Below are 26,338 nucleotides of genomic sequence, written 5' to 3'. Positions count from 1 at the left end.
TGCCCACGGAGCGCCTGGCACCATCGGGACATGGTCCAAGTCTGCCTGAACGGCCGCCGATCCCCAGCGGACAGCGCAAACGTGCCGATGTCGCCCGAGGACATCGCCCACTCCGCGGCGAAGGCAGTCGCCGCGGGCGCCACGGAGATCCATGTCCACCCCAAGACACCGTGCGGGCACGACAGCCTCTCCCCGCGCGTGCTCGCGCCGACGCTGGAGGCGATCCGGGCGCGGGTCGCGGTGCCGGTCGGGGTGACGACCGGCGCCTGGGCGGAGCCCGATCCGGCAGCGCGGCTCGCCCGGGTGCGCAGCTGGTCCGTGCTGCCCGACCTCGCCTCGGTCAACTGGCATGAGCCGGGCGCCGAAGCGGTCGCCGAGCAGCTCATCGCGCGGGGCGTGGGCGTCGAGGCGGGCATCTGGTCCGGCACCGACGGCGCGGCCCGGTTCGCGGCCTCTGCTCTCGGGCCCAGGGTACTGCGCGTACTGGCGGAAGTGACCGACCCGGACCCGGCGACCGCCGAGGCCTCGGCGCGGACGCTGCTCACCGAGCTGGGCTCCGCCCACGGCCGCCCGGTGCTCCTGCACGGCGAGGAGGGCGGAACCTGGCCGGTCCTGCGGCTGGCGGGACGCCTGGGCCTGGCCACCCGGATCGGGCTGGAGGACACCCTGGTCCTGCCGGACGGCCGACGGGCGGAAGGAAACGCTCAGTTGGTGGCGGAGGGGCTGGTCCAGTACGGGTCGTTCCGGCGCTCGTCGTAGGGCAGGCCGATCAGCCGGGCACGGACCGCCAGATCCGCCTCGCCCTGGGCCCGCAGCCGCTCCGGGGCGTGCCGGGCGAGCCAGGACCGGAGTTCGGCGACACCGGCGGCCCGGTCCTCCGGCTCCACCAGGTGAACGGCCAGTCGTCGTTGACCAGGTCGTACTGCCAGGAGCGGGCGCAGCCGACGAGGTGGGCGTCGGCCGACGGGCCGGGCCCCCACCGGTCGAGCAGCGGGGTCGTCGTGCGCAGGATCGAGGCACAGGTCTCGAAGACGCGCTCGGCGCTGTACGGCGGCGCGGGCGAGGCGAGCACGTCCTGCCACCAGGCGAGCACGAACGCCTCGACGGCCGAGGCCTGCTCGGCCGGCCAGGACCGCCAGTCCGCCCGGCCCATCCCGTGCGGCGCCCAGCCGACGTCGTCCAGGGTGCCGTCCGCCATCGCGTGCGCGCACTGGGGCAGCAGGCGCCGCATCACGGTGGCGTGGTCCTCGAAGTGGTCCGGCACCTTGCGGACGAACCGGTTCAGCAGGTCGGGCGGGAGACGGGTGCACGGCGTGCGCAGATACGCCGTCTCCTCCGGGGCGAAACAGCGCTCGCAGCCGGTCTCGCTGGGGCAGGCGAACCCGTTGAACACGGTGTCGATGTCCGCGAGCGCGGCCCCAAGTGCCTGTGTGGACTTAGGAGTTCGGCCCCCGTTCGGGACTCCGTGCGCGGCGGCGCGGCCGGCCGAAGGGGCCGACGTCACCAGCCCCGAATCCGCCGGCTCCACCCGATTCCCGTCCGGACAGCGGAGCCGATGAAACCGAGCCCATGAACACGGGGAGTCCATGTCCACGCTGCGAGACGGTGTCCGGGCGAGGGCCGCATCTGCGGGAGGGCGTGGTGATACGGACGGCGGTGGAGCGGTACAGCACGGTGACGGGGGGCCGGGCCATCGCGAAGGCGGTCAGCCCGGCGTACCTGACACGTAAGGGCGGCACCGAGTACGAGTGACGTGCCGTCGGCTGGGGCGGGGCGGTAGCCAACGGCAGTGCGGTTCCCCAGGGGCGCGGGGAACCGCGCGGCCAGCCACATCCGACCCGCGCCCGGCGGACGACAGATCACCCCTCCCCAGTGGCCGAGCCCGACCGCCCCTCTGCGAACAGCCGAGACCCGATCAGCCGCTCACCGAACACATCATCCGGGTTGGACAGCACACAGTTCTCCAGCGAAAGACACCCGCACCCGATGCAGTCGGTGAGGTGATCCCGCAACCGGTTCAGCTGCTTGATGCGTTCGTCCAGCTCCGACCGCCACTTCTCCGACAGCCGCGCCCAGTCGTCCCGCGTCGGCGTGCGTTCCTCGGGGAGCTCGGCCAGGGCGTCCCGGATCGTGGCCAGCGGGATGCCGACCCGTTGAGCGGCGCGGACGAAGGCGACCCGGCGCAGGGTGTCGCGGCTGTACCGGCGCTGGTTGCCGGGCGTGCGGCGGCTGCTGATCAGGCCCTTGGACTCGTAGAAGTGCAGGGCGGAGACGGCGGCGCCACTGCGCGCGGACAACTGGCCGACGGTCAGCTCGTGGATCTTCTCGGGGATCTGGGGCACTCCTCAGAGCGTAGTCGCCCGGTGCCCGTCGCGATCCGTTGACAGGCGCCCCTCACCCGACCATGCTAAGCAGTTGCTTAGAGGCGCGGGCGATACGCGACCGAGACGCGAGCGAGAGGCCGGGAACATGGCAGAACCGAGGACCTTCACCTCCCCCGACGAGCTGAAGGCAGCCGTCGGCGAGCAGCTGGGGCACACCGACTGGCTGGAGGTGGACCAGAAGCGCATCGACCTGTTCGCCGAGGCCACCGGCGACCACCAGTGGATCCACGTGGACCCGGAGAAGGCCGCCGCGGGCCCCTTCGGGACGACCATCGCCCACGGCTATCTCACGCTCTCCCTGCTCCCGCTCTTCGGCCCGCAGCTGATCCGGGTCGAGGGCGTGAAGATGGGCGTGAACTACGGCACCAACAAGGTCCGCTTCCCCTCCCCCGTCCCCGTCGGGTCCCGGCTGCGTGCCACCGCGAAGATCAGCGGCGTCGAGGACGTCCCGGGCGGTGTACAGGTGACCGTCGCCTTCACCGTGGAGCGCGAGGGCGGCGACAAGCCGGTGTGCGTCGCGGAGTCGGTGTCCCGGTACTACCTGTAGGCCGTACCGACGGCCTACTTCGCCCCCACCATCCGGAGCACGAGGTCGGCGTAGAGCGCGCCGACCTCCTCGGGGGTGAACGGGCCGTCCACGTTGAACCAGCGGGCCACGTCGATGCACAGCGACAGCACGGCGAGCGTGGTGCCCTGCACGTCCAGCACGTCGAACTCGCCCGAGGCCACGCCGTCCTCGATGATCCCGCGCACCTCGGCGTCGACCTGGCGGCGCAGCGCGACGATCTCGGCGCGGGCCTCGGGGCCGAGGGCGTCGAGTTCGTACTGCACGACCCGGGCGGTGGTGCGCCGCCCCGCGTGCCAGCGGACGAAGGAGCCGACCGCGTCGGCCAGCCGCTCCTTCGCCGTCCCCTCGCGCCGCGCCGCCGTGCGCAGGATGTCGAGGGCCTTGTCGTGGCCGATCCGGCTGATCCGGTGGAGCAGCTCTTCCTTGGTCTTGTAGTGGATGTAGAGGGCGGCCGGACTCATGCCGGCGCGGCCCGCGATGTCGCGGGTGGTCGTCGCGTGGTAGCCGCGCTCGGCGAAGGCCTCCACGGCGGCGACGAGCAGCCGCCGCGCCGCGTCCGGGGTGACCTCTTCCCACGGCTCCACTTCGCCGCCGGTCGTCTCCTCCGCCGTACTCATCGCTCGCTCGCCCCTCTCGGTGACAGGAGCACCACCATACCGCCGACGGTGAGCGAGCGCTTAGTGTGCCTGCTCAGATCTTCTCGAAGGGGTCGTGCTCGGCGAGGAGCTTCTCCAGGCGCGCCTGGTCGACGCGGCTGATGAGCTGCCCGGCCTCCTGCCGGTCCCTGATCACCTTGGCGAGGGTGAAGGCGGAGGTGACGAGGTAGAGGACGGCGATGGCCAGGAAGGCCCGGACCCAGGCATTGGTGTCCAGCTGGTAGATACCGACGGCCGTGGCCGCCATGGCGATGGAGAAGGAGGCGACGGCCTGCCCGTAGAACGCGACCGTGCTCTGGTGCTTGACCGGTGTGTCACTCATGGAGAAGAGCATCGGCGGACGTGGCCCTCGCCACATCCGCCGAAGTACTCAGGCGCGTACTCAGATGCTCAGAACGCCGAAACCCCGGTCAGGGAACGGCCGATGAGCAGCTTCTGGATCTGGCTGGTGCCCTCGTAGAGGGTCATCACGCGGGCGTCGCGCAGGAGTTTGCCGGCCGGGTACTCGTCGATGTAGCCGTAACCCCCGAAGACCTGGAGGGCGTTGTTGGCGGCGCGGACGGCGGCCTCGGAGGCGAACAGCTTGGCCTTGGAGGACTCGACGGCGAACGGCTGCCCGCGGTCGATCAGATCGGCGACGCGCCAGGTGAGCAGCCGGGCGGCGTCCACGTCGACGGCGATGTCGCTGATCAGCTCCTGCACCAGTTGGTGGTGGGCGATCGGCTTGCCGAACTGCTCGCGCTCGCCGGCGTACCGCACCGCCGCGTCCAGCGCGGCCTGGGCGATGCCGACGCAGCCCGCGGCCACCGACATCCGCCCCTTGGCCAGGGCGGACATGGCCACGGAGAAGCCCTTGCCCGCCTCGCCGAGCATCGCCGAGGCGGGCACCCGCACGTCCTCGAGGACCAGCTCGGCGGTGGCCTGGCCGCGCAGGCCGAGCTTGCCGTGGATGGTGCGGCGGGTCAGGCCGGGGGTGTCGGTGGGCACGAGGAAGGCGGAGACGCCCTTGTGGCCGGGGGCGTCGGTGGAGCGGGCGAAGAGCAGGACGACGTCCGCCCACGTCCCGTTGGTGATGAACGTCTTGGCGCCGTTGATGACGTAGTCGTCGCCGTCTCGTACGGCGCGGGTGGTGAGGTTGCCCGCGTCGGAGCCGGTGCCGGGCTCGGTGAGGCCGAAGCAGCCGACGTACTCGCCCGCGGTCAGTCCCGGCAGCCAGCGCCGCTTCTGCCCCTCGTCACCCCAGGCGGCGATCGTCTTGGCGACGAGCCCGAGGGACACGGAGACGATCCCGCGCACGGAGGAGTCGCCGCGCCCCAGCTCCTCGGTGACCAGGCAGTACGCGAGATGGTCGCCGCCACAGCCGCCGTACTCCTCGTCGACGGTCAGCCCCAGGAAGCCGACCTCGCCGAGCTTCTTCACGATGCCCCGGTCGACCTCCTCGGCCCGGTCCCACGCCACGACGTGCGGGGCGATCTCGCGCTCCACGAAGTCCCGGGCGAGCTGCCGTACGGCGGCCTGCTCCTCGCTCAGCTCCAGGTTCACCACGCGATCACCCCATACAGAAAGGATCCATCGAACGGATCTTGAAAGCCGTACATTTAAATTAGCACTGCTAGTTTACGTCCGCAGCCCTACTATGTGCGCCATGGCCCGACCGCGCAAGCCCCTCCTCAGCACCGAACGGATCGTCGAGACGGCCCGGGAACTCGTGGACCGGGAGGGCCTGGCGACCGTCTCCACCCGCCGGCTCGCCGCCGAGCTGGGGGTGAGCGGGCCCTCGCTCTACAACCACTTCCGCACCAAGGACGAGATCCTGGAGGCGGTCGCCGACTCGGTGAGCGCTCTGGTGGACCTGTCGATGTTCGAGGACGGCCGGGACTGGCGCACCGCGCTGCACGACTGGGCCGTCTCCTACCGCGCCGCCCTGCGCGAGCACCCGAACATCGTCCCGGTGCTGGCCAGGGGCCCTGGACGCCGTCCGGCCGCCCTGCGACTGGCCGACGCGGTCTACGGCGCGATGGTCGACGCCGGCTGGCCACCGGCCCAGGCGACCTCCATCGGCGCGCTCATGCGGTACTTCATCATGGGTTCCGCGCTCGGTTCGTTCGCCGGGGGCTTCGTGGACGACGCGAGCGCGTACGACCCCGCCGACTATCCCCACCTCGGCCAGGCCCATCTGCTCGCCGAGCAGCAGGAGAAGATCGACGAGCGTGCCTTCGAGACCGGGCTCACGGCGCTGCTGGACGGGCTGGCGCAGCAGTACGAGCAGGTACGGCAGCAGGTGCAGCCGGGCATGCAGCGATAATTCGGTGGGGGCCGAAGTGTCCGTACCGCATGCTGGGCGGTATGACCGCGAAGGATCCACAGGCGGCCGGTCTCGCCGCGCTCGCCTCCCTGATCGCCGACGAGACCCGTGCCGCGTGTCTGCTGGCGCTGCTCGACGGTCGGGCCTGGACGGCCGGTGAGCTGGCCCGGCACGCCGGGGTCGCCGCGTCGACGCTCAGCGAGCACCTGGGCAAGCTGGTGGCCGCGGGCCTGCTCGCGGAGGAACGGCAGGGGCGGCACCGGTATGTGCGGCTGGCCGACGCACACGTGGCGCAGCTGGTCGAGGACCTGGCCGCGCACGTGCCTCCGGCGGCTGTGCGGCGTTCTCCTCGCACCCTGCGGGAGTCGAGTGCCGGGTCGGCCATGGCCCGGGGCCGTACCTGTTACGACCATCTCGCGGGGCGGCTGGGGATCGCGGTCACGGATGCGCTGACCCTCCAAGGGTTGTTGCGGCAGGACACGGGGTTCGCGCTGACGGACGCGGGGCTGGAGTGGTTCGCTTCGGCGGGGATTCCGCTCGAGGTTTCCGGCCGGCGGCCGCTGGCCCGGGCGTGCCTGGACTGGACCGAGCGGCGGCCCCATCTCGCGGGGGCGGCGGGGGCCGCGCTGTGCCGGCATGCGCTGGAGGTGGGGTGGTGTGTGCGGATCGGCTCCGCGCGGGCCGTGAAAGTGACCCCCGCGGGGGAGCGGCGGTTGTCGGCCTTGCTCGGTATTCCTTCCGGTGCCCTGCGCTGAGTGCGACTACCGGGGCGGTGGGTTCTGTCGTCTGCCGGGTGCGGGTCGTTCGTGGTTGCTCGCACAGTTCCCCGCGCCCCTCGGGGGGCTGCAGTGCCCGGCACCTTCGAGGCACCTTTGCCGGCGCCGGTAAGCGACCCAGGCCCCGCCCAGCCCCCGGGCGCCCTGTCCGACAGCCGCCGGCCAAGACACAGTCCCCTACCTAACCTCGGGAGCATGATGAACGCCGTCCCACGCCATCGCCTGCTGCCCGCCGGCGCAGCCGTCGTCACCGTCGTCCTCTGGGCGTCCGCCTTCGTGGCGATCCGGAGTGCGGGGCAGGAGTACTCGCCGGGCGCGCTGGCCCTGGGGCGGCTGGCGTCGGGGGCCCTCGCCCTGGGGGTCGTCTGGGCCGTACGCCGGGAAGGGCTGCCGCCCAGGGCCGCCTGGCGCGGGATCCTGCTGTCCGGGCTGCTGTGGTTCGGGTTCTACATGGTGGCTCTGAACTGGGGCGAGCAGCAGGTGGACGCCGGTACCGCCGCGCTCGTCGTGAACGTCGGCCCGCTGCTGATCGCCCTGCTCGGCGCCCGTCTGCTCGGCGATCCGATGCCGCCGCGACTGCTGGCCGGGATGGCCGTGTCGTTCGCGGGTGCGGTGACCGTGGGGCTGTCGATGTCGGGCGGGGGCGGATCCTCCGTCCTCGGCGTGGTGCTGTGTCTGCTCGCGGCGATGGCGTACGCCGCCGGTGTCGTCGCGCAGAAGCCGGCCCTGGGACAGGCGAGCGCCCTGCAGGTGACGACGTTCGGGTGTCTGGTCGGGGCGGTGGCGTGTCTGCCGTTCGCCGGGCAACTGGTGCACCAGGCCGCGCACGCGCCCGTGCCGGCCACCCTCGACATGGTCTACCTGGGCGTTTTCCCGACCGCGCTCGCCTTCACCACCTGGGCCTACGCCCTCGCCCGCACCACCGCCAGCCGCATGGGCGCGACGACGTACGCGGTGCCCGCGCTGGTGGTGCTGATGTCGTGGCTGGTGCTCGGTGAGGTGCCGGGTGTCCTCACGCTCGTCGGTGGTGTGCTGTGCCTCGCCGGCGTGGCGGTGTCGCGGTCGCGGACGCTCGGGCGGAGCAGGCGGGTCGCGGGCCGGGAGCCGCGACCCGAGAAGGTCGGCTGAGCCTCAGAACACCACCAGCGCCCGGCCGCCCTTGCCCTCGAGCATGTTCGCGAAGGCGGCCGGGATGCCCTCCAGGGCGATCCGCTCCGTCACCAGCGCGGAGAGGTCCAGGCGGCCTTCCCTCACGTGCTCGGCGAGCACCGGCACATCGCGGGCGGGGTCGGAGTTGCCGTAGACGCAGCCGGACAGGGTGCGGCCCCAGTGGAAGATCTCCAGGGCGTTGAACGTGACCTCCTGGTCCTTGCCGCCGATGCCGACGACCGTCGTACGGCCGCCCCGGCGGGTGGAGTCCCAGGCCGCGCGGATCGACACCGCGCGGCCCACGCACTCCACCGAGACGTCCACGCCCTGCTTGCCGGTGAGGGCGCGGATCTCGCGGGGGGTGTTCTCGGAGGCGAGCACGTAGTCCGTGGCACCGGCCGCGCGGGCCAGCTCCTCCTTCCCCGCGGAGACGTCGACGGCGATGATCCGGGAGGCGCCCGCGATGCGGGCCGACTGGAGGGTGGCGAGACCGACGCCGCCCGCGCCGAAGACGGCGACCGTCTCGCCCTCGCGGACTTTCGCCGAGTGGTGGACGGCGCCGTAGCCGGTGAGGACGGCGCAGCCGAGGAGGGCGGCGTCCACCAGCGGCACGCCCTTGGGCAGGGGCAGCACGCAGGACGCGGAGACCACGGTCTCCTCGGCGAACGCGGCCACGTTCAGGCCGGGGTGCAGGTCGGTGCCGTCGGTGGTGCGGGCGTAGACGTCGGCGGCGCCGTTCAGGGCGTTGGCGCACAGCCAGACCTCGCCGAGCGCGCAGGCGTGGCAACCGCCGCAGGACGGGGCCCAGTTGAGAACGACCGGGTCGCCCTCGGCGACGTGTGTGACGCCCTCGCCCACGGCCACGACCGTGCCGGCGCCCTCGTGGCCGAGGACGGCCGGGACCGGGACGCGCATGGTGCCGTTGGACAGGGACAGGTCGGAGTGGCAGACACCGGCGGCGGCGAGGCGGACCCGGACCTGTCCGGGGCCCGGGTCGGGCAGGTCGATGCCGGTGATCTCCAGGGGTGCGCCGATGGCGGGCAGGACGGCGGCTCGTACGGCCATGGGTCGCGGACTTCCTTAGAACTGGAGGGACTTGGTCTGGAGGTACTCGGTGAGTCCGTGCGCGCCCAGTTCCCGGCCGACCCCGGACTGCTTGTAGCCGCCGAAGGGGGCGAGGGGGTTGAACCGGCCGCCGTTGATGTCGACCTGGCCGGTGTCCATGCGCCGGGCGAAGGCCACGGCCTCGGCGTCGTCACCGGCCCACACGGCGCCCGCGAGGCCGTACACCGTGCCGTTGGCGATGCGCAGGGCGTCCTCCTCGTCGTCGTACCGCAGAATCGACAGGACCGGGCCGAAGATCTCCTCCTGGGCGACGGTCATCTCCGGGGTCACGTCCGCGAAGACCGTGGGGCTGATGAAGTAGCCCTTCTCCTGCGGGGATTCGGGGCCGCCGGCGACCAGGCGGGCGCCCTCGGCGAGGCCCTTCTCGATGTAGCCGCGCACCCTCGCCTGCTGCTTGGCGTTGACGACCGGGCCGATGCGCTCGCCGTACTTGGCGGCGGCCGCGGCGGCCAGCTCGACGGCCTCGTCGTACTGGTCGCGGTGGACCAGCATGCGGGTCCAGGCGCTGCAGGTCTGCCCGGAGTTGGACATCACGTTGGCGACGCCGACGTTCACCGCCTTGGCGAGGTCGGCGCTCGGCAGGATGACGTTGGCGGACTTGCCGCCCAGCTCCAGGGCGACCTTCTTGACCGCCGCGCCCGCCACCGCGCCGATCTGCCTGCCGACCGCGGTGGAGCCGGTGAAGGACACCAGGTCCACGCCCGGGTGCTCGGCGAGCGCCTGGCCGGCGACCGGGCCGAGGCCGGTGACCAGGTTGAACACACCGGCCGGGACGCCCGCCTCGTGGACGGCCTCGGCGAACAGCTGGGCGGTGAGCGGGGTGTCCTCGGCGGGCTTGAGGACCACCGTGCAGCCGGCGGCGAGCGCCGGGGCGACCTTGGCGACGATCTGGTGCAGGGGGTAGTTCCAGGGGGTGATCGCGGCGACCACGCCGATCGGCTCGTGCAGGACCGTGGAGTTGCCCACCTTCTCCTCGAAGGAGTGGGCCGCGGCCAGCTCGGCGTAGGAGCCGGCGACCGCGATCGGCACGGCCGCGTGCACGGCCTGGGAGAACGGCAGCGGGGAGCCCAGCTCGGCGGTGACCGTCTCGGCGATCTCGTCCTTGCGGGCCACGAGGGCGTCGCGGAGGGCGGTGAGGCGGGCGGCGCGCTCGGCCGGCGGCGTGGCGGCCCAGGCGGGCAGTGCGGCGCGGGCCGCGCGTACGGCGGTGTCGACGTCCAGGGCGCCGCCCGCCGGGACCCTGGCGATGACCTGTTCGTCGGCCGGGTTCACGACCTCGATGACATCCGCGCTCTCGGCGGGGCGCCAGGCGCCGTCGATGTAGAGGCCGTCGTGTGCCTTCATGCTGTTTCCTCCCGGCGGGTCTGCGTCGTCCGGCACACAAACTAGCGGCGTTAGTTTTCTGGCGCCAGACGGCGCCGGGCGTACCAGGGCATCATCGCCGGAGCGGCCGGTGCTCACGCGTGCGGGTGCCGGAGCTCACTCGTCCAGGTCGGGCAGCCGGTCGGGGGACGGGCAGATGCGGTCGCCGTGCTGGTCGAAGACGAAGAGGTGGGCGAGGTCGACGAGGAGCGGCACCTGCATGCCGTGGCGCAGCCGGAGGTCCGGGGTGGTGCGCACCACCAGGTCGCCGGGCAGCCGGCCCTCCGGGGGCGCGGGTTCGGGCCCGTCGTCTCGGGCGTGTTCGAGCACGACCACCGGTCCGGCGCGCCGCGCACCGGTCCGCTCCCGCAGCCGGTCCAGCACGGTCGGGCCTTCCCTGCGCCGCCGGCGCGCCGGCCGGGCGGCGGGGCGCGGGGCCTCCAGGTCGGGCACGACGGCGGGCCGTGAGCCGGTGTCGAAGTGGACGAGGATCTCGTGCCCCTGGAACTCCACGTGCTCCACCAGCCCCGTGATCGCCACCTCCCCCGGCCGGGCTGAGCTGTGCTTGGCGATGCGCACCGCCTCCGAGCGCAGTCCCACGATCACCTCGCGGCCCTGCTGCACGCGGAGCAACTGGTGGTCCAGGGAGAGCGGTTCGGGCAGGCGCAGGGCCTGCTTGCCCAGGCTGATGGTCATGGCACCGTCCAGCGGGGCGCGGACCAGGCCGCGCAGCAGGTTGATGCGTGGGGTGCCGATGAAGGCGGCGCTGAAGACGTTGCGGGGCAGGGCGTAGACCTGGCGCGGGGTGCCGACCTGCTGGAGCACTCCGCCGCGCAGCACGGCCACCCGGTCGCCGAGGGACATCGCCTCGGCCTGGTCGTGGGTGACGTACACCGTGGTGACGCCCAACTCGCGGGTGAGCTGGGATATTTCGGCGCGCAGGTGGTTGCGCAGCTTGGCGTCGAGGTTGGACAGCGGCTCGTCCATCAGGAAGGCCGAAGGATGGCGCGAGATGGCCCGGCCCATGGCGACCCGCTGCCGTTCGCCGCCGGAGAGCTGGCTCGGGAAGCGGTCGAGCAGATCCTCGATGCCCAGCATGCGGGCGGTGGCGCAGACCCGCGGGGCGGGGTCGGCGCCGGGGTCCTCGATGCGCAGCGGGAAGCCGATGTTGTCGCGGCCGGTCATGTTCGGATACAGGGCGAAGTTCTGGAAGACCATGGCCATGCCCCGCTCGGAGGGCTGCCAGTGGTTGGCGTACGCCCCGTCGAGCAGCAGCTCGCCCTCGTCGATGTCCTCCAGGCCGGCGATCATCCGCAGCACGGTGGACTTGCCGCAGCCGGACGGGCCGAGCAGGACCAGGAACTCGCCGGGCGCGATGGCCAGCGAGAGCCTGTCGACCACACGCGGGCCGCGTGCGTAGGACTTGCTCACGTCGTGCAGTTCGATGGCGCGTGTCATGCCTGCCGCCCCCGGGGGCTGTCCGGAGCGCCGCTGCTCCGTGGTCCGAAGGCCCCGCGCGGGTCGAACGGGGCCTGTGGGTCACGGAAGTTAACGGAAAGTGGCGGCGCTGGGGAAGACATCGCACCGCGCGTCCCGTCACTCGGTCGCGGTCAGGTGCGCGAAGATCACGACGTTGCTCGTGTAGCCCGTCCGCCGGCTGTAGAAGCCGCCGCAGGTCAGCACGCGGAGTTCGGGCCGCGCGGCCGGTGCGTAGACCTCCGCGTCCGGGAAGCCCGCCTTGTCGAAGACCTTCATCCGGTCCACGGTGTAGACGGCGGTACGGCCGTCGGCGCGCTTGACCTCGATCACCTTGCAGGGTTTGACGAAGGCGAGCGTGGCGAAGACGGCGGGACCGGTCGTGGTGTCGCGGTGGCCGACGGCGATCGCGGTGCCGGACTCACCCGGTGTGGGGCCGCCCTGGTACCAGCCGACCAGCTTGGGCTTGTCCACGGGCGGCGTCTCCAGCTGTCGTTCCCCGTCGAGCCCGATGGCCGTGATCGGGGCGTCGACGCCCAGGGAGGGGATGCGCAAGGACGTCGGCCGGGACCGGGGCAGCGGGTCCGGCGGGGGCCCGGGAGGGGGCTCGCAGGATTTCCCGCCGTTCGCGCCCGGTCCGCCGGCCGCCACCGCGTCACCCGGCCGGCCGGGCCCGGCGTGCCCGCCCCCGCACCGGCTTCCCACCGTCACCAGGACGGTCACCAGCAGGGCCGTCCTGGCGAGGCGGTAGGCGCGGGTCCGGTACCAGGGCCTCCTCTTGCGCCTACGCGGCGCCATGAGGCCGCCGGCGGCTGCGCCGGACATACATGGTGCCGCCCACGGCCGCCAGGCCCACGGCACCCGCGGCGGCCACGGGCGAGTAGGCGGCGGCCGTGTCGATCAGCCCGCCGCCGCCCGCGTGCACACCACCCCGCGGCGGATCGCCGTCGTCCCGCCTGCCCCAGCCGGGCCCGTCCTCCTGCCGGTGGTCGTGGCGGTCGTCGTGGTCCTCGATCTGCCCGTTCGGACCATGGTCCCCGTCGTGGTGGTCGTGGTCCCGGCAGTTGACGCGGAAGAGCTTCTCCTTGACGGCGCCGGACGCGACCCAGGTGAGCTTGTACTGCCCGTCGGCCAGGCCGATCACGTCGGTGTGTCCGGCGCCGCCGGCGAGCTGGATGACACCGGTGACGGTGGAGGCGGTGGGCAGCGGGGGCTGCGCCTGGATGATGTAGGCGATGTTGGGCAGGATGTCGAAGTTGACGGCGTCGAGGTAGAACTTGCAGACCACTGGCGCGTCCGGCGACAGCCTGTCGTGCTCGCCCACGCTGTGCACTCGGATGTCGCCGTTTTCCCCTTGGGCCGCCGCGGTCGGTGCCATCACCCACGACGCACCCGCCGCGGCGAGGGCGGTGAGAACGACAGTGGCGCCCGCACGGGAGCGGAAGGCACGTGGTGAGGTCTGGGTGGGCATGCACATTCCTCCGAGTCAGACGATTTTCATACAAATCGTTCTTTCGACTGGACTGTGCTCGATCTACGCCATTCCTGACGTAGCGACACTCGGCGAACCGTCAGAGATCGCTCGTGCGGCGCAATCCGGAGCGCGCCCGCTCCTGCCCCGGGGTGCTCGCCCGCCCCTCGGTACGCTCCGGCGACCGCAGCGCCACCCCCGAGGACAGCAGCAGCAACGCCCCCAGCATCACGAACGGCGCCGCCACGCCCGCGAGGCCCGCGACCAGGCCCGCCGCGGCCGGCGCCGCCACCTGGCCGAGCCGGTTGCCGGTGAGGCGCAACGCGAGCGCCGTCGAGCGGGCCTCCTCCGGAGCCGCCTGCACCACCGTCGTCATCGACAGCGGCTGGCCCACCCCCAGGCAGAAGCCCAGCACCGTGAGCATCAGACCGAGCGCCCACACCGGCACCGGCACCGCGACCCCCGCGCACAGGACCGCCGCCAGGAAGCAGGTCAGCGTGAGCAGCACGGGGCGGCCGAGCAGCCGGAGCAGTGGGGTGAGCACCAGCCGGCAGGCGATCGTGGCGCCCGCGCGAAGGCTGAGCAGGACGCCGATCACCGAGGGGGCGATGGCCCGGTGTTCGCCGACCACCGGGAGATACGCGGTGAGGATGTCCGTCGCGGACAGCACGGAGAGACTGATCAGCATGCCCGCGGGCACTCCCCGGGCGCCCAGGATGCGGCCCAAGGCCACGCGGTCCCCTTGCCGGGTACGGGAGTTGACGGCCGTACGGTCCTCGATGCGCCACAGCGAGGTGAACGCGACCGCCGCGCCCGCACCCGCGACCACCAGGGCGAGCGCGCTGCTGTGCGCCCGGTCGGGGCCGCCGATCAGGGCGCCGGCCGCGACGGGGCCGATGAGCTGGCCGAGGGAGGCGCCGATGGTGAAGTGGCCGAAGTTGCGGTCCTGTTCGTGCGGCGCGGACCGCCGGGCGACGAGCGACTGCGCGCCGATGACGAAGCAGAGGTGGCCGAGGCCCATCACCCCGCTCCACAGGGCCATCGCCCAGAGCGAGCCGGCCAGTCCGCTCAGCGCACAGCCGCCGGAGATCAGGACCACGCCGGCCGGCAGCAGGGGTGCGCAGCGGCCGTGGTCGGTGCGCCGGCCGAGCGGTACGGCGGCGAAGAGCGGGAGCAGGGCGTAGACGCCCGCGATGACGCCGACCGCTCGCTCGTCGGCGCCCAGCGCGAGGGCCCGGTAGGAGACGGCGGGCCGGGCCATCGACACCGCCCCCTGCGCGAAGCCGAAGGCGAGGACGAGGCGGAGCAGCCAGCCGCGGTTCCCACCGGGCGCCATGGGTACGACCTCCGTCGAGTGGTCAGATGATGCCGAAGAGGATTCCCGCCCCGAGCACCACCAGGGATGTCAGGGCGGCCCACTTGACCACGAACCGGGTGTGGTCGCCGAACTCCACCTTGGCCATGCCGACCAGGACGTAGACGGCGGGGACCAGCGGGCTGGACATGTGCAGGGGCTGGCCGACGATCGAGGCGCGGGCGATCTCCAGCGAGGACACGCCGTGCGCGTGGCCCGCCTCGGCGAGCACCGGCAGGATGCCGAAGTAGAAGCCGTCGTTGGACATGAAGTACGTGAGCGGGATGCTCAGCACGCCCGTCACGAAGGCCATGTGCGGGCCCATGCCGGCCGGGATGTTGTCCACCAGCCACGTCGCCATGTGGTCGACCATGCCGGTGCCCTGGAGGACGCCGGTGAAGACGGCGGCGGCGAAGACCATGCCGGAGACGTTCAGGACGTTCTCGGCGTGGGCGGCGATCCGGGCCTTCTGGTCGGGCATGTGCGGGAAGTTGACGGTCAGGGCGAGCGCCGCGCCGAGCAGGAACAGCACCGGGATCGGCAGCCACTCCATGATCATGGCGGTGAGCAGGGCGACCGTGAGCAGTCCGTTGAACCAGTACAGCCTGGGGCGCAGGGTGGGGCGGTCCGGGTCGAGGCCCTGGAAGCCCTCGTCGCCGTCCGGCTCCTCGGTGCGGCCCGTCCCCGAACCGCCGGTGAGCGCCGGGGACTTGCCGGAGCCAGCGCCGACGAGGACCGTCTCCTTCTCCTCCACCAGCACCTCGTCCAGCGTGAGCACGCCGAGCCGCTTGCGCTCGCGGCGGCCGAGGACGTAGGCGAGGACGAGGACGAACAGCAGGCCCATGGCGAGGGCCGGGATCATCGGCACGAAGATGTCGCTCGCGTCGACCTTGAGCGCAGTGGCGGCACGGGCGGTCGGGCCGCCCCACGGCAGCGTGTTCATCACGCCGTTGGCCATGGCGGCCACGCCGGTCATCACGACCAGGGACATCTTCAGGCGCTTGTACAGCGGGTACATCGCCGAGACGGTGATCATGAAGGTGGTGGAGCCGTCGCCGTCCAGGGAGACGATCGCGGCGAGGACCGCCGTACCGACGACGATGCGCAGCGGGTCGGCCTTGCAGAACCTGAGGATGGCCCGCACGATCGGGTCGAAGAGGCCGACGTCGATCATCACACCGAAGTAGACGATCGCGAACATGAGCATCGCCGCGGTGGGGGCGAGGCCTGTGACGCCGTCGATGACGTAGTCGCCGAGCTCGGCACCCTTGCCCACGAACACGCAGAACAGCGCGGGTATGAGCACGAGCGCCGCGATCGGCGACATCTTCTTCAGCATGATCAGGACCAGGAAGGTCGCGATCATGGCGAAGCCGAGGATGGTCAGCATGAGTGGATACCTAACGTTCGCCCTTGAACATCCCACCTGGGGGTCGGCGGTGCGATGACGTTAGGTCGCGTCGACTGGCGTTAACAAGATGTTGACGCGTGAGCAATAAGCGCGAAAGTCCAGGTCACAGGCTTACGGCGAGGTGGACGGGGATGCCGTTGAGGACCGCGTTGCCGGAGAGCGGGTCGAGGAGACTGCCGTCGAGGAGCTGGTTGACGTTGACGCCGGGGCTCTTCGTGGCGTGGCTCATCCGTATTCCGGCGCGGTCGTGGCCCCAGCCGTGCGGCAGGCTCACCACGCCGGTCCGTACGGCGTCGGTGACCTCGGCCTGCGCCACCACCTCTCCCCCGGCGCCCTTCACGCGGACGTCCGCCCCGTCCCGGACTCCGAGCCGGGCCGCGTCCTCGGGGTGGATGTGCAGGGTGCAGCGGTTGGATCCGCCGGTGAGGGCGGGCACGTTGTGCATCCAGCTGTTGTTGGAGCGAAGGTGGCGGCGGCCGACGAGGACCAGTCCCTCGGGTCGCTCCCGCAGGGCCTCGCGCAGCCGGGGCAGGTCGGCGGCGATCGGCTCGGGCAGCAGTTCCACCTTGCCGCTGCGGGTCTTGAGCGGCTGCGGCAGGCGCGGGCGCAGCGGGCCGAGGTCGATGCCGTGCGGGTGGGCGAGCAGCCTGTCCAGGGTGAGCCCGTCGGGCCGTACGCCGAAGCCGTCGCCGTACGGGCCGAGGCGCAGCATCAGGTCCAGCCGCCGCTCGGGGCCGGTCTCGCCGGTGAGTACGGCGGCGAGTTCCTTCGGGTCCCGGCCGTGCACCGGCGAGTGCTCCTCCTGTACGGCCTTGCCGAGGGTCTGGTCGATGACCATGGCGTCCACGGCGGCCGGGTCGGCGCCGTGCATGCCGGTGGCGGCGAGGACGAGCCGGGCGAGGATCTCGCTCTCGGCCATGCGGCCGGGCTCCAGCGGGACCGCGGGGCGGCTGTAGCGGACCTGGTTGCGCACGGCGAGGGTGTTGAAGGCGAAGTCGTGGTGCGGGCTCTGGGAGGGCGGGGGCGGGGGCAGGACGACGTGGGCGTGGCGGGAGGTCTCGTTCAGATACGGGTCGACGCTGACCATGAAGTCCAGCGAGTCCAGGGCCTTGTCGAGGCGGTCGCCGTCGGGCGCGGACAGCACCGGGTTGGCGGCCACGACGATCAGCGCGCGGACCGGCTCCCCCTCGGCCGTCGCGGTGTCGATCTCCTCGGCGAGCACGGAGAGCGGCAGCTCTCCCTTGGCCTCGGGGAGTTGCCGTACCCGGGAGTGCCAGCGGCCGAGCGCGAAGCCGTGGCCGGGACCGGCCGGGCGGGGCGTCCTGTCGGTGGCGGCCTGCGGGAAGAGCGCGCCGCCGGGCCGGTCCAGGTTGCCGGTGAGGATGTTGAGGACGTCCACCAGCCAGCTGGCCAGGGTGCCGTGCGGGACGGTGCAGCTGCCGATGCGGGCGTAGACGGCGGCGGTGGGGGCGGCGGCGAGTTCGCGGGCGAGGGTACGGATGGTCGGCGCGTCGATGTCACAGGCCTCGGCCACGGCATCGGGCGTGAAGTCCCGTATGGACTCCCGGAGTTCATCCAGCCCCTGGACATGCGGGGCGAGGTGGGCGAGGTCGGCCAGGTCCTCCGCGAAGAGGGTGTGCGCCATCGCCGCGAGCAGCAGGGCGTCGGTGCCGGGGCGGATCGCCAGGTGCCGGTCGGCGAGCTTCGCGGTGCGGGTGCGGCGCGGGTCCACCACGGTGAGGTGCCCGCCGCGGGCCTTGAGCGCCTTGAGCTTGCCGGGGAAGTCGGGTGCGGTGCACAGACTGCCGTTGGACTCCAGTGGGTTGGCGCCGATGAGCAGCAGGTGGTCGGTGTGGTCCAGATCCGGTACGGGGATGGCGTTGGCGTCGCCGAAGAGCAGCCCGCTGGAGACGTGCTTGGGCATCTGGTCGAGCGTGGAGGCGGTGAACAGGCTGCGGGTGCGCAGGCCGGCGAGGAGGACCGGGGGGTACAGGGCCCCGGCCACGGTGTGCACGTTGGGGTTGCCGAGGACCACGCCGACGGAGTCGGGGCCGTGGTCCTCCACCACGGGGCGCAGCCCTGCGGCGACCGCGTCGAAGGCCTCCTCCCAGGTGGCCTCGCGCAGTTCGCCGTCCCGGCGGACGAGCGGGGTGCGCAGCCGGTCCGGGTCGGAGTCGACGGCCCCGAAGGAGGCACCCTTGGGGCAGATGAAGCCCTTGCTGAAGACGTCCTCGCGGTCACCGCGGGCGCCGGTGACACGGGTGCCCTCGATGGTGAGGGTCAGCCCGCAGGTGGCCTCGCACAGGGGGCAGATTCGCAGGGCGGTGCGGGACACGGGTCCTCCCGGGGGCGGCAGCGGCGGCACGCGGATACGGGCCGAGCATACCGACCGGTATGCATGGAGGGGAGTCCCTTCCCCGCACCGGAATCCGGCCGGGCCTCAGTCGAGCACACGCCCCAGATAGGCCCGCAGCAGCTCGCGGGTCTCCCCGATGATCGCCTCGTCGCCGTGCGGGTCGGTCCGGAAGGCCAGCTGGACGAGGGTGTCCGCGCTCTCCACGGCGACCAGGAAGACCCGGCGCAGATCGTCGTCGGGTGTGCGGCCGAGGTAGCCGGACAGCAGGTCGGTGAGGCGGTCGGCGACGCGGGTGTTGGGCTCGGCGTGGCGGGCGCCGACCGGTATCTGGTTGCCGAAGTCGACCAGGGAGAAGCCGGGTGCGGTGCGCTTCATGGCCAGGTACTCGTCGAGCACGGCGTCCATCGCGGCCCGCCAGCCTGCCCCACCGCCCGCCTTCCTCAGCCGCTCGGTGACCCGCTCGGTGTACCGCTCCAGGTTGCGCTGGGCGAGGGCGTCGGCCATCTGCCGCTTGTTGCCGAAGAACCGGTAGACGGAGCCGATGGGCACACCGGCGCGCAGGGCGACCGCACGGGTGCTCAGGGCGTCGTAGCCGACCTCGTCGAGGAGTTCGGCGCAGGCGTCGAGGATCCTGGTCAGCCGTTCGGCACTGCGCCGCTGGACGGGCGCGCGGCGGAGCGATGTCGCGTGGGGCACGGACTTCATGATGCCTCTCCGCCGGGACCGGGTGAACCTCGCCCTCCAGTACGGAGAAGGGTGGCCGGTGCACTCATTTCCCGGCGAACGGGGTCGCCGTGCCGCTCGTGGGCTGGGCCGGGGCCGTCTCCGCGCCCGACACCGTTATGTCGGCGGTGCTCTGCACCGGCTTGCCGTGCACGGCCCACACGGTGCCGTCGTCGGCGTACAGGCGGGCGGTGACGTGGTGCGTGCCGTGCGGGACGAGACCGTCGGGCAGGTGGTACGCGGCAGAACGCAGCCGGGCGATCCGCCGGCCGTCGACGAAGAGGTGCACGAGCCCGCGCCCGGTGACCACTGTGGACCCGGCACCGGGTGCGGAGCAGTGGAAGTGGCGGAACGTCAGCCGGACGTCCCAGCCGCCGCCGGAGTCCGGGGTCACCTCGACACCGACCTCCGGCGCGCCCTTCTTGTCGACCTCGCGCAGATGCCGCCCGGTCCCGTCGGTGTCGTCCAGGACCTTGCCGACCGGCGAGGGCGAGACCGTGCCGCCGTGGGCGTGTCCGGTCGCGCAGCCCGCCGCGCCGAGCGGCAGCAGGACACCCGCCGCGAGCGCGGCGAGCGTCCTGCGGGTCCACGACGTCCTCGGCATGCCCCGGAGAGTAGAACAACCCTCCGGTCTCCCGAATCCGCCTGAAGTCTGGTTCCACCCACCCCGTGAGGTCCCCCTGGCGGAGTACGCCCGGCCCCCTCGCCCGCGGAGTGCACCCGGCCCCTCACCTGCGGAGTCCGGCGGCCCTCTTGCGCCTGCCCCCACCTATTCCTACGGTGATACATAGGAATCAGGAAGCGCGCGCAAGGGAGCGATCATGAGCGGGGACGCGCGGAAGGCCGCCGCGGGACTGTCGTATCTGACCGGATTCGGCAACGAACACGCCTCGGAGGCGGTGCCGGGCGCCCTGCCCGAGGGCCGCAACTCGCCGCAGCGGGCACCGCTCGGGCTGTACGCGGAGCAGTTGAGCGGTTCGGCGTTCACCGAGCCGCGGGCGCACAACCGCCGCTCCTGGCTCTACCGCATCCGCCCCTCGGCCGCGCACCCGGCGTTCACCCGCACCGGCGACGGCGCGATCCGCACGGCCCCCTTCACCGAGACCGTGCCCGACCCCAACCGGCTGCGCTGGAACCCGCTGCCCGAGCCGCCGGCCGGCACCGACTTCCTCGCCGGCCTGTGGACCCTCGGCGGCAACGGCGACGCCACCCAGCGCACCGGCATGGCCGTGCACCTGTACCACGCCAACACCTCGATGGAGCGGGTCTTCTCCGACGCCGACGGCGAACTGCTGATCGTGCCCGAGCGCGGCGGACTGCTGCTGCACACCGAGTTCGGCCGGCTCTCTGTGGAGCCCGCACATGTGGCGCTGATTCCCCGTGGGGTGCGCTTCCGTGTGGAGCTACTGGATGAGTCCGCCCGGGGTTATGTGTGCGAGAACTACGGCGCGCCCTTCCGTCTCCCCGACCTCGGACCGATCGGCGCCAACGGCCTCGCCAACGCACGGGACTTCCAGGCGCCGGTCGCCGCGTACGAGGACGTGACCGGCCCGGTGGAGGTGGTGAACAAGTTCTGCGGCAACCTGTGGACGGCCACCTACGACCACTCCCCGCTCAACGTGGTCGCCTGGCACGGCAACCATGTGCCGTACGTCTATGACCTGCGCCGTTTCAATGTGATCGGCACCATCTCCTACGACCACCCGGACCCCTCCATCTTCACGGTCCTGACCTCACCGTCGGACACCCCGGGCCTGGCCGGCGTCGACTTCGTCGTCTTCGCACCGCGCTGGCTGGTGGGCGAGGACACCTTCCGGCCGCCGTACTTCCACCGGAATGTGATGAGCGAGTACATGGGCCTGGTCGAGGGCGCGTACGACGCCAAGGCGGAGGGCTTCGTGCCCGGCGGCGGCTCGCTGCACAACATGATGTCGGCGCACGGCCCGGACCGGGAGACCTTCGACAGAGCCAGCGCGGCCGAGCTGAAGCCGCAGAAGATCGACGACGGGCTGGCGTTCATGTTCGAGACCCGCTGGCCGGTGGCCCTCACCCCGCACGCGGCCGGCGCGGACCACCTCCAGCAGCGCTACGACGACGTGTGGCGGGGCCTCGAGCGCCATTTCCGCGGATGAGGCCCTCATGACGCCTCTGTTGCGCCTGACGTTCATCGACCGGTACGGATAACCAAGTGACCTCCTTCGCCCCGGATTCGATCGTCCTGAACCGCAAGCTGCCGCTGTGGTATCAGGTGTCGCAGTCGCTGCGCGCCTCGATACTCGGCCGCTCCCCGGAGGACCCGCTGCGGCTGCCCACCGAGGAGCAGTTGGCGGAGCACTACGGCGTGAGCGTGCTGACCATGCGGCAGGCGCTGAAGGAGCTGGAGGACGAGGGGCTGATCAGCCGCCACCGGCGGCGCGGCACGTTCATCGAGCCTGACGTCCGGCGGGGCGCGCCCGTCCGGCTGCTGGGCTCGGTGGACGCGATCGTGGCCCAGCAGTCCGGGATGACGACGCAGCTGCTGGACCACGGCATGACACCGGTCCCGGCCGGTGTCACCGAGTACTTCCCGGACCTCGCGGAGGTGGCGACGTACCACCGCCTGCGCAGCGACGAGAAGACCGGCGAGCCGACCAACCACGCCGTCAACCATGTCCGCCCCGAACTCGCCGCGCGCATCGACCTGGATGACCTGGTCCGCTGGCCGATGACGAAGGTGCTGCGGGACGTGGTGGGGGCGGACATCAGCCGTATCACGGACACGGTGGAGGCCCGCCTCGCCGATCCTGAGACCGCCCGGCTGCTTCAGGTGCCGTTGCTCAGTCCGATCCTGCACTACACGGGTGTGACGTATGACAGCGGTGGGCGGGTCCTGGATGTGGCGGTGATCCAGTACCGGGGGGACCGGTTCTCGTTCACGGTCACCTTGGAGGCGTAGACGCTCCGCTGGGGGCCGTGGTGGTCAGTGCCAGGATGCGTCGCCGGTTGTCTGCGGGTTCGTTGCGGCTGGTCGCGCCCACGCGGCGGAGCCGCATGTCAAACACAGCCTCGCGCCCCTTCGGGGCGCCGTCCAACGGGGCGCTGCCGAGCAAGGCTCTGTCGTACCATGCCCTGCGTGACGTACGACGACGCTCCGCCGTTGGCGGACCTCATGCCGTGGTCCGTCGCACCGCCGCGGGTGGGCCGCGCGTGGCCGACGGCGCCCGATCCCGGCGCGCTGAAGGCCCGTTGGGACGCTCTGCTGAAGGCCGAAGGGCCGCAACGCGAGGCCCTCTTCGAGCCGAGCCGCTCCCGCACGCCGAACTCCGCGGTGGGCCAACTCCCCGGCCAGCCCTCCGGTACCGAGCGGCTGGCCCGTGCCGAGGGCCCGTGCGCCGAGCCGGTCCGCGTGCTGGCGGGGCCCTTCGACGAGCAGTGGCTGATCCCGGACCACCGGCTGGTCGACACCGCGCGCCCGGAGTTGTGGCGGGTGGCGGACGCGCACCAGGTCTTCACGGTGGAGACGGGTGACGGCGACGACCCGCTCCTGGCGACCTCCCTGCTCCCCACCCTCCGCACCGGCCGCGTCCGTCCCCTGTTCCGCCGCCCCGGCGGCACGGAACCGAACCTCGCACCGGGCCTGACGGCGCACCTCGCCGACCGCCTGGGCGAGTCCCCGGCTCCGGTCGATGTCCTCTCCTGGATCCTGGCGGCCACCGCCCCCGACCTGACGGTCCCGCTCACCGACGACCCCGGCCTCTGGTCGGCCGGTGTCGACCTCGGCCGCCGCATGCTGTGGCTGATGCGCCGCGACGGCGAACGCCCCAAGCTGCCGGGCGGTCGCCGGCCCTACGTCCGCGCACCCCTGCCGGCCCGGCCCGTCACCCTTCTCTACGACCCGGACGAGGAGACCCTCCACGTCGACGAGGGCCGCATCTCGCCCGTCCCACCGGAGGCCTGGGACTACGAGGTGGCCGGGGCCCGGGTCCTGGAGTCCTGGTTCACCACCCGCACCACACCGGCCGAACCAGGCACGCTGGCCGCGATCCGCCCGGCAGGCTGGCCGCAGACCTGGACGTCGGAACTGCTGGAACTGATCACCGTCCTGGCCCTGCTGGCGGAACTACGGCCCCAGCGGGCCGAGTTGAAGGTGGCGACCTCGATCACGGCAACCGGCCTCCGGAAGGCCGGCGTCCTCCCGGTACCGGAGGCGTCCCGCCGCCCCGCCTCGGTCCTGGACCATCACGAGGAGGGGCCGGAGGGCCAGTTCGCCCTGATCTAGTGCTGTGACCGGGATGGTTCACCGTGATCGGAGGGCGGCGCGCGGGACGAGCGCACGCGAAACGGCTGGTATTACTGGGGCATGCAGGAAGAGATTGCACGCTCCGCGATCGACACGTTCATCTCCGCGTTCAACGCCTCGGACGACAGCTATGTGACTGCCCTGCTCTCCCAGGCTCTGACCTCAGACGTGGTCTTCTGGGGGCCGTTGGGTCGCAGCGAAGGAATCGCGGCGGTCGAGCGGTTCGTGCTGGACATCCGGCGCCACCCGGCGGGGACCGGCACGATGGTGCGCTGCTCGGCGGTGGACATGCCTGACGAGTGGGCCCGGTACCAGTGGGTCTTCACCACGCCGGATGGAGGTCCCCGCCTGGCGGGAACGGATGTGGTCCATCTGCGGCGGAGCCTCATCGACCAGGTCATCGTCTTCGCGGGGGAGATCGAACCGTCCGCCTCCTGAGTCATCCTTCTGTCGCTGTCCTTCTCCTGAACTTGCCCCCTTCGGCGCTCGGGGGCTGCGGTTCGCGGTTGGTCAGGCTGCGGTGTTGAGGGGGCGTCCGCCCCAGCGGATGCCCTTCTCGCTGCGGACGCGGGCGCGTTCCTTGCGTTGGGCGGTGAGTACGTCGGGGTGGCGGGCGTTGGTATTGCGCCGGCGCAGGTAGCGGTGCAGTGCCTGGCTTTGCGCGGGGTGGCTGCGGTGGTGGGAGTCGGCCAGGGTGAACTGCCGCAGCGGGCCGAAGTGGGCCTCGATCGGATTGGCCCAGGAAGCGCAGGCTGATGTAGATCGGGGCGCCGTCGGGTCGGGCGGCGCGGATCGACTTGAGCGCGGCCAGGGTGTTGGCGGTGCCCTTGCGACGTCGGTTGACGCCCCACAGGCGGTCGTCGCCCGCGGAGTAGCAGCCGTGGACGCAGGTGACGCCGTGGGTTCGGCGGTAGGCCGCCGGCAGCCGGTTTGGCTTGCCCTGCCTCGCCCAGCAGGAGCCCGCGGTGGGCCGGATCCCCAGGGGCCCGAACTCGTCGAAGGCGAAGACCCGGTCCGGGAAGCGGTCCAGCACCTGCTCAATCCGGTCGAGCCTGGCGTCGCGATCAGGGTCGGGCGACTCCTTCCGGGTCTTGGTGCGCTGGAAGGTGATGCCGCGGCGCCGGAGCAGGCACCGTAAGGCTTCACGGCCGATGCGGATGACGCGGCCGTGCACTTTCCGCAGGCAGGCGGCGAGTTTGCGGATCGACCAGCGGGTGAAGGGTTGGCCGAGCTTGGTGGGGCGGGTGGTGGCCGTCTGGATGTCGAAGTCTTCCTCGTCAGGACTGAGTAGGCGGGGACGGCCTCCCGCCCAGCGAGGGTCCAGGCAGGCCAGGTTCGGCCACCGGGCCTCCAGCGATCGGATCGGACGTCGCCGGACATCCAACCGCCACGACCGCCAACCCGGTGAACCTATGCGGTCACAGCACCAGCGGTGCTTCAGGGCGGCCTCCAGCCGCGCGACCCCAGGGCCCACCAGCGACGACCACCCGTCCCGCCCCATCCCGGTCCACCAGCGTGAAGCTGCCGTCCACCTCCCGGGTGACTGCGGCCAATAAGAGGTCCATGGCCCAGCCACCACGCAGCCACGCGGCGCGGGGAACTGCGCGTCCAGCCACACTCAACCCGCACTCGGAGGACCGCCCCAGCCGGCGCGGCGCACACGCGTCCCGGTGCCGATCCGCTGCCGCACTGCTGACAGACCCGCCGGTCACAGGCCATGATCCGGGCATGGAACAGCCCACGGACCTGCAGCCCCTGCCCCTGGCCGGCATCACCGTCGTCGCCGTCGAACAAGCCGTGTCCGCGCCCTTCGCGACCCGGCAGCTCGCCGACCTGGGCGCCCGGGTCATCAAGGTGGAGCGGGTCGACGGCGGCGACTTCGCGCGCGGATACGACACGGCCGCCCGCGGTCTCGCCTCGCACTTCGTGTGGTGCAACCGCGGCAAGGAGTCCCTCGCCCTGGACCTGAAGGACCCGCGCGGCCTGGCCGCCGCCAAGCGGCTGATCGCGGACGCGGACGTGTTCGTGCAGAACCTCGCCCACGGGGCGGCCGCCCGGCTCGGCCTCGACGCGGCCACGCTGTGCGCGGAGCATCCGCGGCTGATCGCCGTGGACATCTCCGGGTACGGCTCCTTCGGACCGTACGCGGACAAGCGGGCGTACGACATGCTCGTGCAGTGCGAGGCGGGGCTCGTGTCGGTGACCGGGACGCCGGAGCAGCCGGTGAAGGCGGGCGTCCCGGCGGCGGACATCGCGGCGGCGATGTACGCGTTCTCGGGCGTGCTCGCGGCTCTCGTCCGGCGCGGGACGACCGGACGGGGCGGGCCGGTGGAGGTGTCGATGCTGGAGGCGCTCGCCGAGTGGCTGGGGCATCCCCTGCATCACGCGATGCACGGAGGTGAGCCCCCGGCGCGCACCGGCCTGGCGCACGCCGTCATCGCGCCGTACGACGCCTATTCGACGGCGGACGGCGGGCGCGTGCTGTTGTCGGTGCAGAACGACCGGGAGTGGCGGCGGCTGGCCGAACAGGTCATAGGGCGCCCGGAATTGGGGACGGATCCGGCATATGCGACGAACGCTTCACGGGTTGCCAACCGGGAGAAGACGGACGAGCTGGTGGCGCGGGCGCTCGGCGTGCTGGACGCCGAGGAGGCGCAGGCCCGGCTGGAGAAGGCCGGCATCGCCTGCGCCCGGCTGCGCGATCTGCACGAACTGGCCGGGCATCCGCAGCTGGCGGCCCGGGAGCGGTGGCGTGAGGTGGGGTCGCCGGTCGGGCCGCTGAAAGCGCTGCTGCCTCCCATCACACTGCCGGGCGGGGACGAGGCGCGGATGGGTGAGGTGCCCGCGCTCGGGCAGCACACCGAGGCGCTGCTGCGTGCCGTGGGGATGACGGACGACGAGATCGCAGCGATGCGCCGGGACGGTGTGGCCGCCTGAGCGCGC

The 26,338-nt window shown here is 72.2% G+C and carries 25 protein-coding genes and 2 pseudogenes; 11 read left to right on the top strand and 16 right to left on the bottom strand.

The features are described from left to right. Positions 1-30 precede the first annotated feature (30 nt). Positions 31-759 carry a 3-keto-5-aminohexanoate cleavage protein gene (locus tag SRB17_RS34380; protein ID WP_153544372.1) on the top strand — a complete coding sequence of 243 codons (729 nt, stop codon included), beginning with the start codon at positions 31-33 and terminating at the stop codon, positions 757-759. 10 nt (positions 760-769) lie between these two features. Here SRB17_RS34380 and SRB17_RS34375 read toward each other — a convergent pair whose 3' ends face one another. After that, positions 770-1,504: a hypothetical protein gene (locus SRB17_RS34375; RefSeq protein ID WP_153544370.1), complete on the bottom strand. Its 735-nt coding sequence runs from the start codon at positions 1,502-1,504 to the stop codon at positions 770-772. Between the two features lie 95 nt (positions 1,505-1,599). Here SRB17_RS34375 and SRB17_RS34370 point away from each other — a divergent pair. Continuing rightward, positions 1,600-1,752 (top strand): annotated as a pseudogene (locus SRB17_RS34370) (RNA ligase (ATP)); the annotation flags it as partial. Between the two features lie 107 nt (positions 1,753-1,859). On the opposite strand, the gene soxR reads toward SRB17_RS34370, so the two are convergent. Next, positions 1,860-2,342 (bottom strand): redox-sensitive transcriptional activator SoxR, encoded by a 483-nt coding sequence (gene soxR, locus SRB17_RS34365; RefSeq protein WP_323376675.1) that lies wholly within the window; start codon positions 2,340-2,342, stop codon positions 1,860-1,862. A 127-nt stretch (positions 2,343-2,469) separates the two neighbouring features. Between soxR and SRB17_RS34360 the strand changes: the two genes are divergently transcribed. After that, positions 2,470-2,931: a MaoC family dehydratase gene (locus SRB17_RS34360; RefSeq protein ID WP_153544368.1), complete on the top strand. Its 462-nt coding sequence runs from the start codon at positions 2,470-2,472 to the stop codon at positions 2,929-2,931. A 14-nt stretch (positions 2,932-2,945) separates the two neighbouring features. Here the strand turns inward: SRB17_RS34360 and SRB17_RS34355 are convergent, their stop codons facing one another. From SRB17_RS34355 to SRB17_RS34345, 3 genes are all read right to left on the bottom strand, one after another. Continuing rightward, entirely contained in the window at positions 2,946-3,569 is a 624-nt protein-coding gene (locus SRB17_RS34355; protein ID WP_153544366.1) for a TetR/AcrR family transcriptional regulator, read from the bottom strand. A 73-nt stretch (positions 3,570-3,642) separates the two neighbouring features. Next, positions 3,643-3,930: a YiaA/YiaB family inner membrane protein gene (locus tag SRB17_RS34350; protein ID WP_153544364.1), complete on the bottom strand. Its 288-nt coding sequence runs from the start codon at positions 3,928-3,930 to the stop codon at positions 3,643-3,645. 68 nt (positions 3,931-3,998) lie between these two features. Continuing rightward, entirely contained in the window at positions 3,999-5,150 is a 1,152-nt protein-coding gene (locus SRB17_RS34345) for an acyl-CoA dehydrogenase family protein (RefSeq protein WP_323376857.1), read from the bottom strand. Positions 5,151-5,253: 103 nt separating this feature from the next. On the opposite strand from SRB17_RS34345, the gene SRB17_RS34340 reads away from it, so the two are divergent. The 3 genes from SRB17_RS34340 (at position 5,254) to SRB17_RS34330 (ending at position 7,817) form a co-directional block, all read left to right on the top strand. Beyond that, positions 5,254-5,913, top strand: coding sequence for a TetR/AcrR family transcriptional regulator (locus tag SRB17_RS34340; protein ID WP_153544362.1), 660 nt, complete (start codon positions 5,254-5,256; stop codon positions 5,911-5,913). Between the two features lie 41 nt (positions 5,914-5,954). After that, entirely contained in the window at positions 5,955-6,668 is a 714-nt protein-coding gene (locus SRB17_RS34335; RefSeq protein WP_153544360.1) for an ArsR/SmtB family transcription factor, read from the top strand. Between the two features lie 216 nt (positions 6,669-6,884). Further along, on the top strand, positions 6,885-7,817 hold the full coding sequence (locus tag SRB17_RS34330) for a DMT family transporter (RefSeq protein WP_416237115.1): 933 nt from the start codon (positions 6,885-6,887) through the stop codon (positions 7,815-7,817). 3 nt (positions 7,818-7,820) lie between these two features. On the opposite strand, the gene SRB17_RS34325 is transcribed toward SRB17_RS34330, so the two are convergent. The 10 genes from SRB17_RS34325 to SRB17_RS34280 form a co-directional block, all read right to left on the bottom strand. Then, complete coding sequence (locus SRB17_RS34325; protein ID WP_153544358.1) at positions 7,821-8,903, bottom strand: Zn-dependent alcohol dehydrogenase; 1,083 nt, start codon at positions 8,901-8,903, stop codon at positions 7,821-7,823. 15 nt (positions 8,904-8,918) lie between these two features. Next, on the bottom strand, positions 8,919-10,307 hold the full coding sequence (locus SRB17_RS34320; RefSeq protein ID WP_153544356.1) for an aldehyde dehydrogenase family protein: 1,389 nt from the start codon (positions 10,305-10,307) through the stop codon (positions 8,919-8,921). A 135-nt stretch (positions 10,308-10,442) separates the two neighbouring features. Next, complete coding sequence (locus SRB17_RS34315) at positions 10,443-11,783, bottom strand: ABC transporter ATP-binding protein (RefSeq protein ID WP_153544354.1); 1,341 nt, start codon at positions 11,781-11,783, stop codon at positions 10,443-10,445. A gap of 138 nt (positions 11,784-11,921) precedes the next feature. After that, the gene (locus SRB17_RS34310; RefSeq protein WP_153544352.1) at positions 11,922-12,599 is read right to left on the bottom strand and encodes a class F sortase; all 678 of its coding nucleotides are present in this window, start codon (positions 12,597-12,599) and stop codon (positions 11,922-11,924) included. Next, positions 12,586-13,272, bottom strand: a complete 687-nt coding sequence (locus tag SRB17_RS34305; protein ID WP_153544350.1) for a hypothetical protein — start codon at positions 13,270-13,272, stop codon at positions 12,586-12,588. The genes SRB17_RS34310 and SRB17_RS34305 overlap by 14 nt, the downstream gene beginning before the upstream one ends. 100 nt (positions 13,273-13,372) lie before the next feature. Then, a complete protein-coding gene (locus tag SRB17_RS34300; protein ID WP_153544348.1) occupies positions 13,373-14,608 on the bottom strand; it encodes an MFS transporter in 1,236 nt (411 codons plus the stop codon). Between the two features lie 22 nt (positions 14,609-14,630). Continuing rightward, on the bottom strand, positions 14,631-16,016 hold the full coding sequence (locus tag SRB17_RS34295) for a CitMHS family transporter (RefSeq protein WP_153544346.1): 1,386 nt from the start codon (positions 16,014-16,016) through the stop codon (positions 14,631-14,633). Positions 16,017-16,140: 124 nt separating this feature from the next. Further along, positions 16,141-18,372 (bottom strand): molybdopterin oxidoreductase family protein, encoded by a 2,232-nt coding sequence (locus SRB17_RS34290; RefSeq protein WP_323376672.1) that lies wholly within the window; start codon positions 18,370-18,372, stop codon positions 16,141-16,143. Between the two features lie 105 nt (positions 18,373-18,477). Beyond that, positions 18,478-19,098 (bottom strand): TetR/AcrR family transcriptional regulator, encoded by a 621-nt coding sequence (locus tag SRB17_RS34285; protein WP_153544344.1) that lies wholly within the window; start codon positions 19,096-19,098, stop codon positions 18,478-18,480. Between the two features lie 64 nt (positions 19,099-19,162). After that, on the bottom strand, positions 19,163-19,720 hold the full coding sequence (locus SRB17_RS34280; protein ID WP_153544342.1) for a hypothetical protein: 558 nt from the start codon (positions 19,718-19,720) through the stop codon (positions 19,163-19,165). A gap of 217 nt (positions 19,721-19,937) precedes the next feature. Between SRB17_RS34280 and hmgA the strand changes: the two genes are divergently transcribed. From hmgA to SRB17_RS34260, 4 genes are all read left to right on the top strand, one after another. After that, positions 19,938-21,248 carry a homogentisate 1,2-dioxygenase gene (gene hmgA / locus SRB17_RS34275; RefSeq protein WP_153544340.1) on the top strand — a complete coding sequence of 437 codons (1,311 nt, stop codon included), beginning with the start codon at positions 19,938-19,940 and terminating at the stop codon, positions 21,246-21,248. Between the two features lie 56 nt (positions 21,249-21,304). After that, positions 21,305-22,051 (top strand): GntR family transcriptional regulator, encoded by a 747-nt coding sequence (locus SRB17_RS34270; RefSeq protein ID WP_323376670.1) that lies wholly within the window; start codon positions 21,305-21,307, stop codon positions 22,049-22,051. A gap of 168 nt (positions 22,052-22,219) precedes the next feature. Continuing rightward, positions 22,220-23,374, top strand: a complete 1,155-nt coding sequence (locus SRB17_RS34265) for a type ISP restriction/modification enzyme (protein WP_153544338.1) — start codon at positions 22,220-22,222, stop codon at positions 23,372-23,374. A gap of 81 nt (positions 23,375-23,455) precedes the next feature. After that, positions 23,456-23,833, top strand: a complete 378-nt coding sequence (locus SRB17_RS34260) for a hypothetical protein (RefSeq protein ID WP_030825962.1) — start codon at positions 23,456-23,458, stop codon at positions 23,831-23,833. A gap of 72 nt (positions 23,834-23,905) precedes the next feature. Here the strand turns inward: SRB17_RS34260 and SRB17_RS46855 are convergent. Further along, positions 23,906-24,728, bottom strand: a pseudogene (locus SRB17_RS46855) (IS630 family transposase); the annotation flags it as partial. Between the two features lie 395 nt (positions 24,729-25,123). Here SRB17_RS46855 and SRB17_RS34250 point away from each other — a divergent pair. After that, on the top strand, positions 25,124-26,332 hold the full coding sequence (locus SRB17_RS34250; protein ID WP_153544336.1) for a CaiB/BaiF CoA transferase family protein: 1,209 nt from the start codon (positions 25,124-25,126) through the stop codon (positions 26,330-26,332). The last annotated feature ends 6 nt before the right edge of the window (positions 26,333-26,338 follow it).

The organism is Streptomyces sp. RB17, assembly GCF_009604455.1.
In the GTDB taxonomy this organism is placed as follows: domain Bacteria; phylum Actinomycetota; class Actinomycetes; order Streptomycetales; family Streptomycetaceae; genus Streptomyces.
Note: the sequence above shows the minus strand (reverse complement) of the source record. Positions and strands in the feature narration are given on the sequence as shown.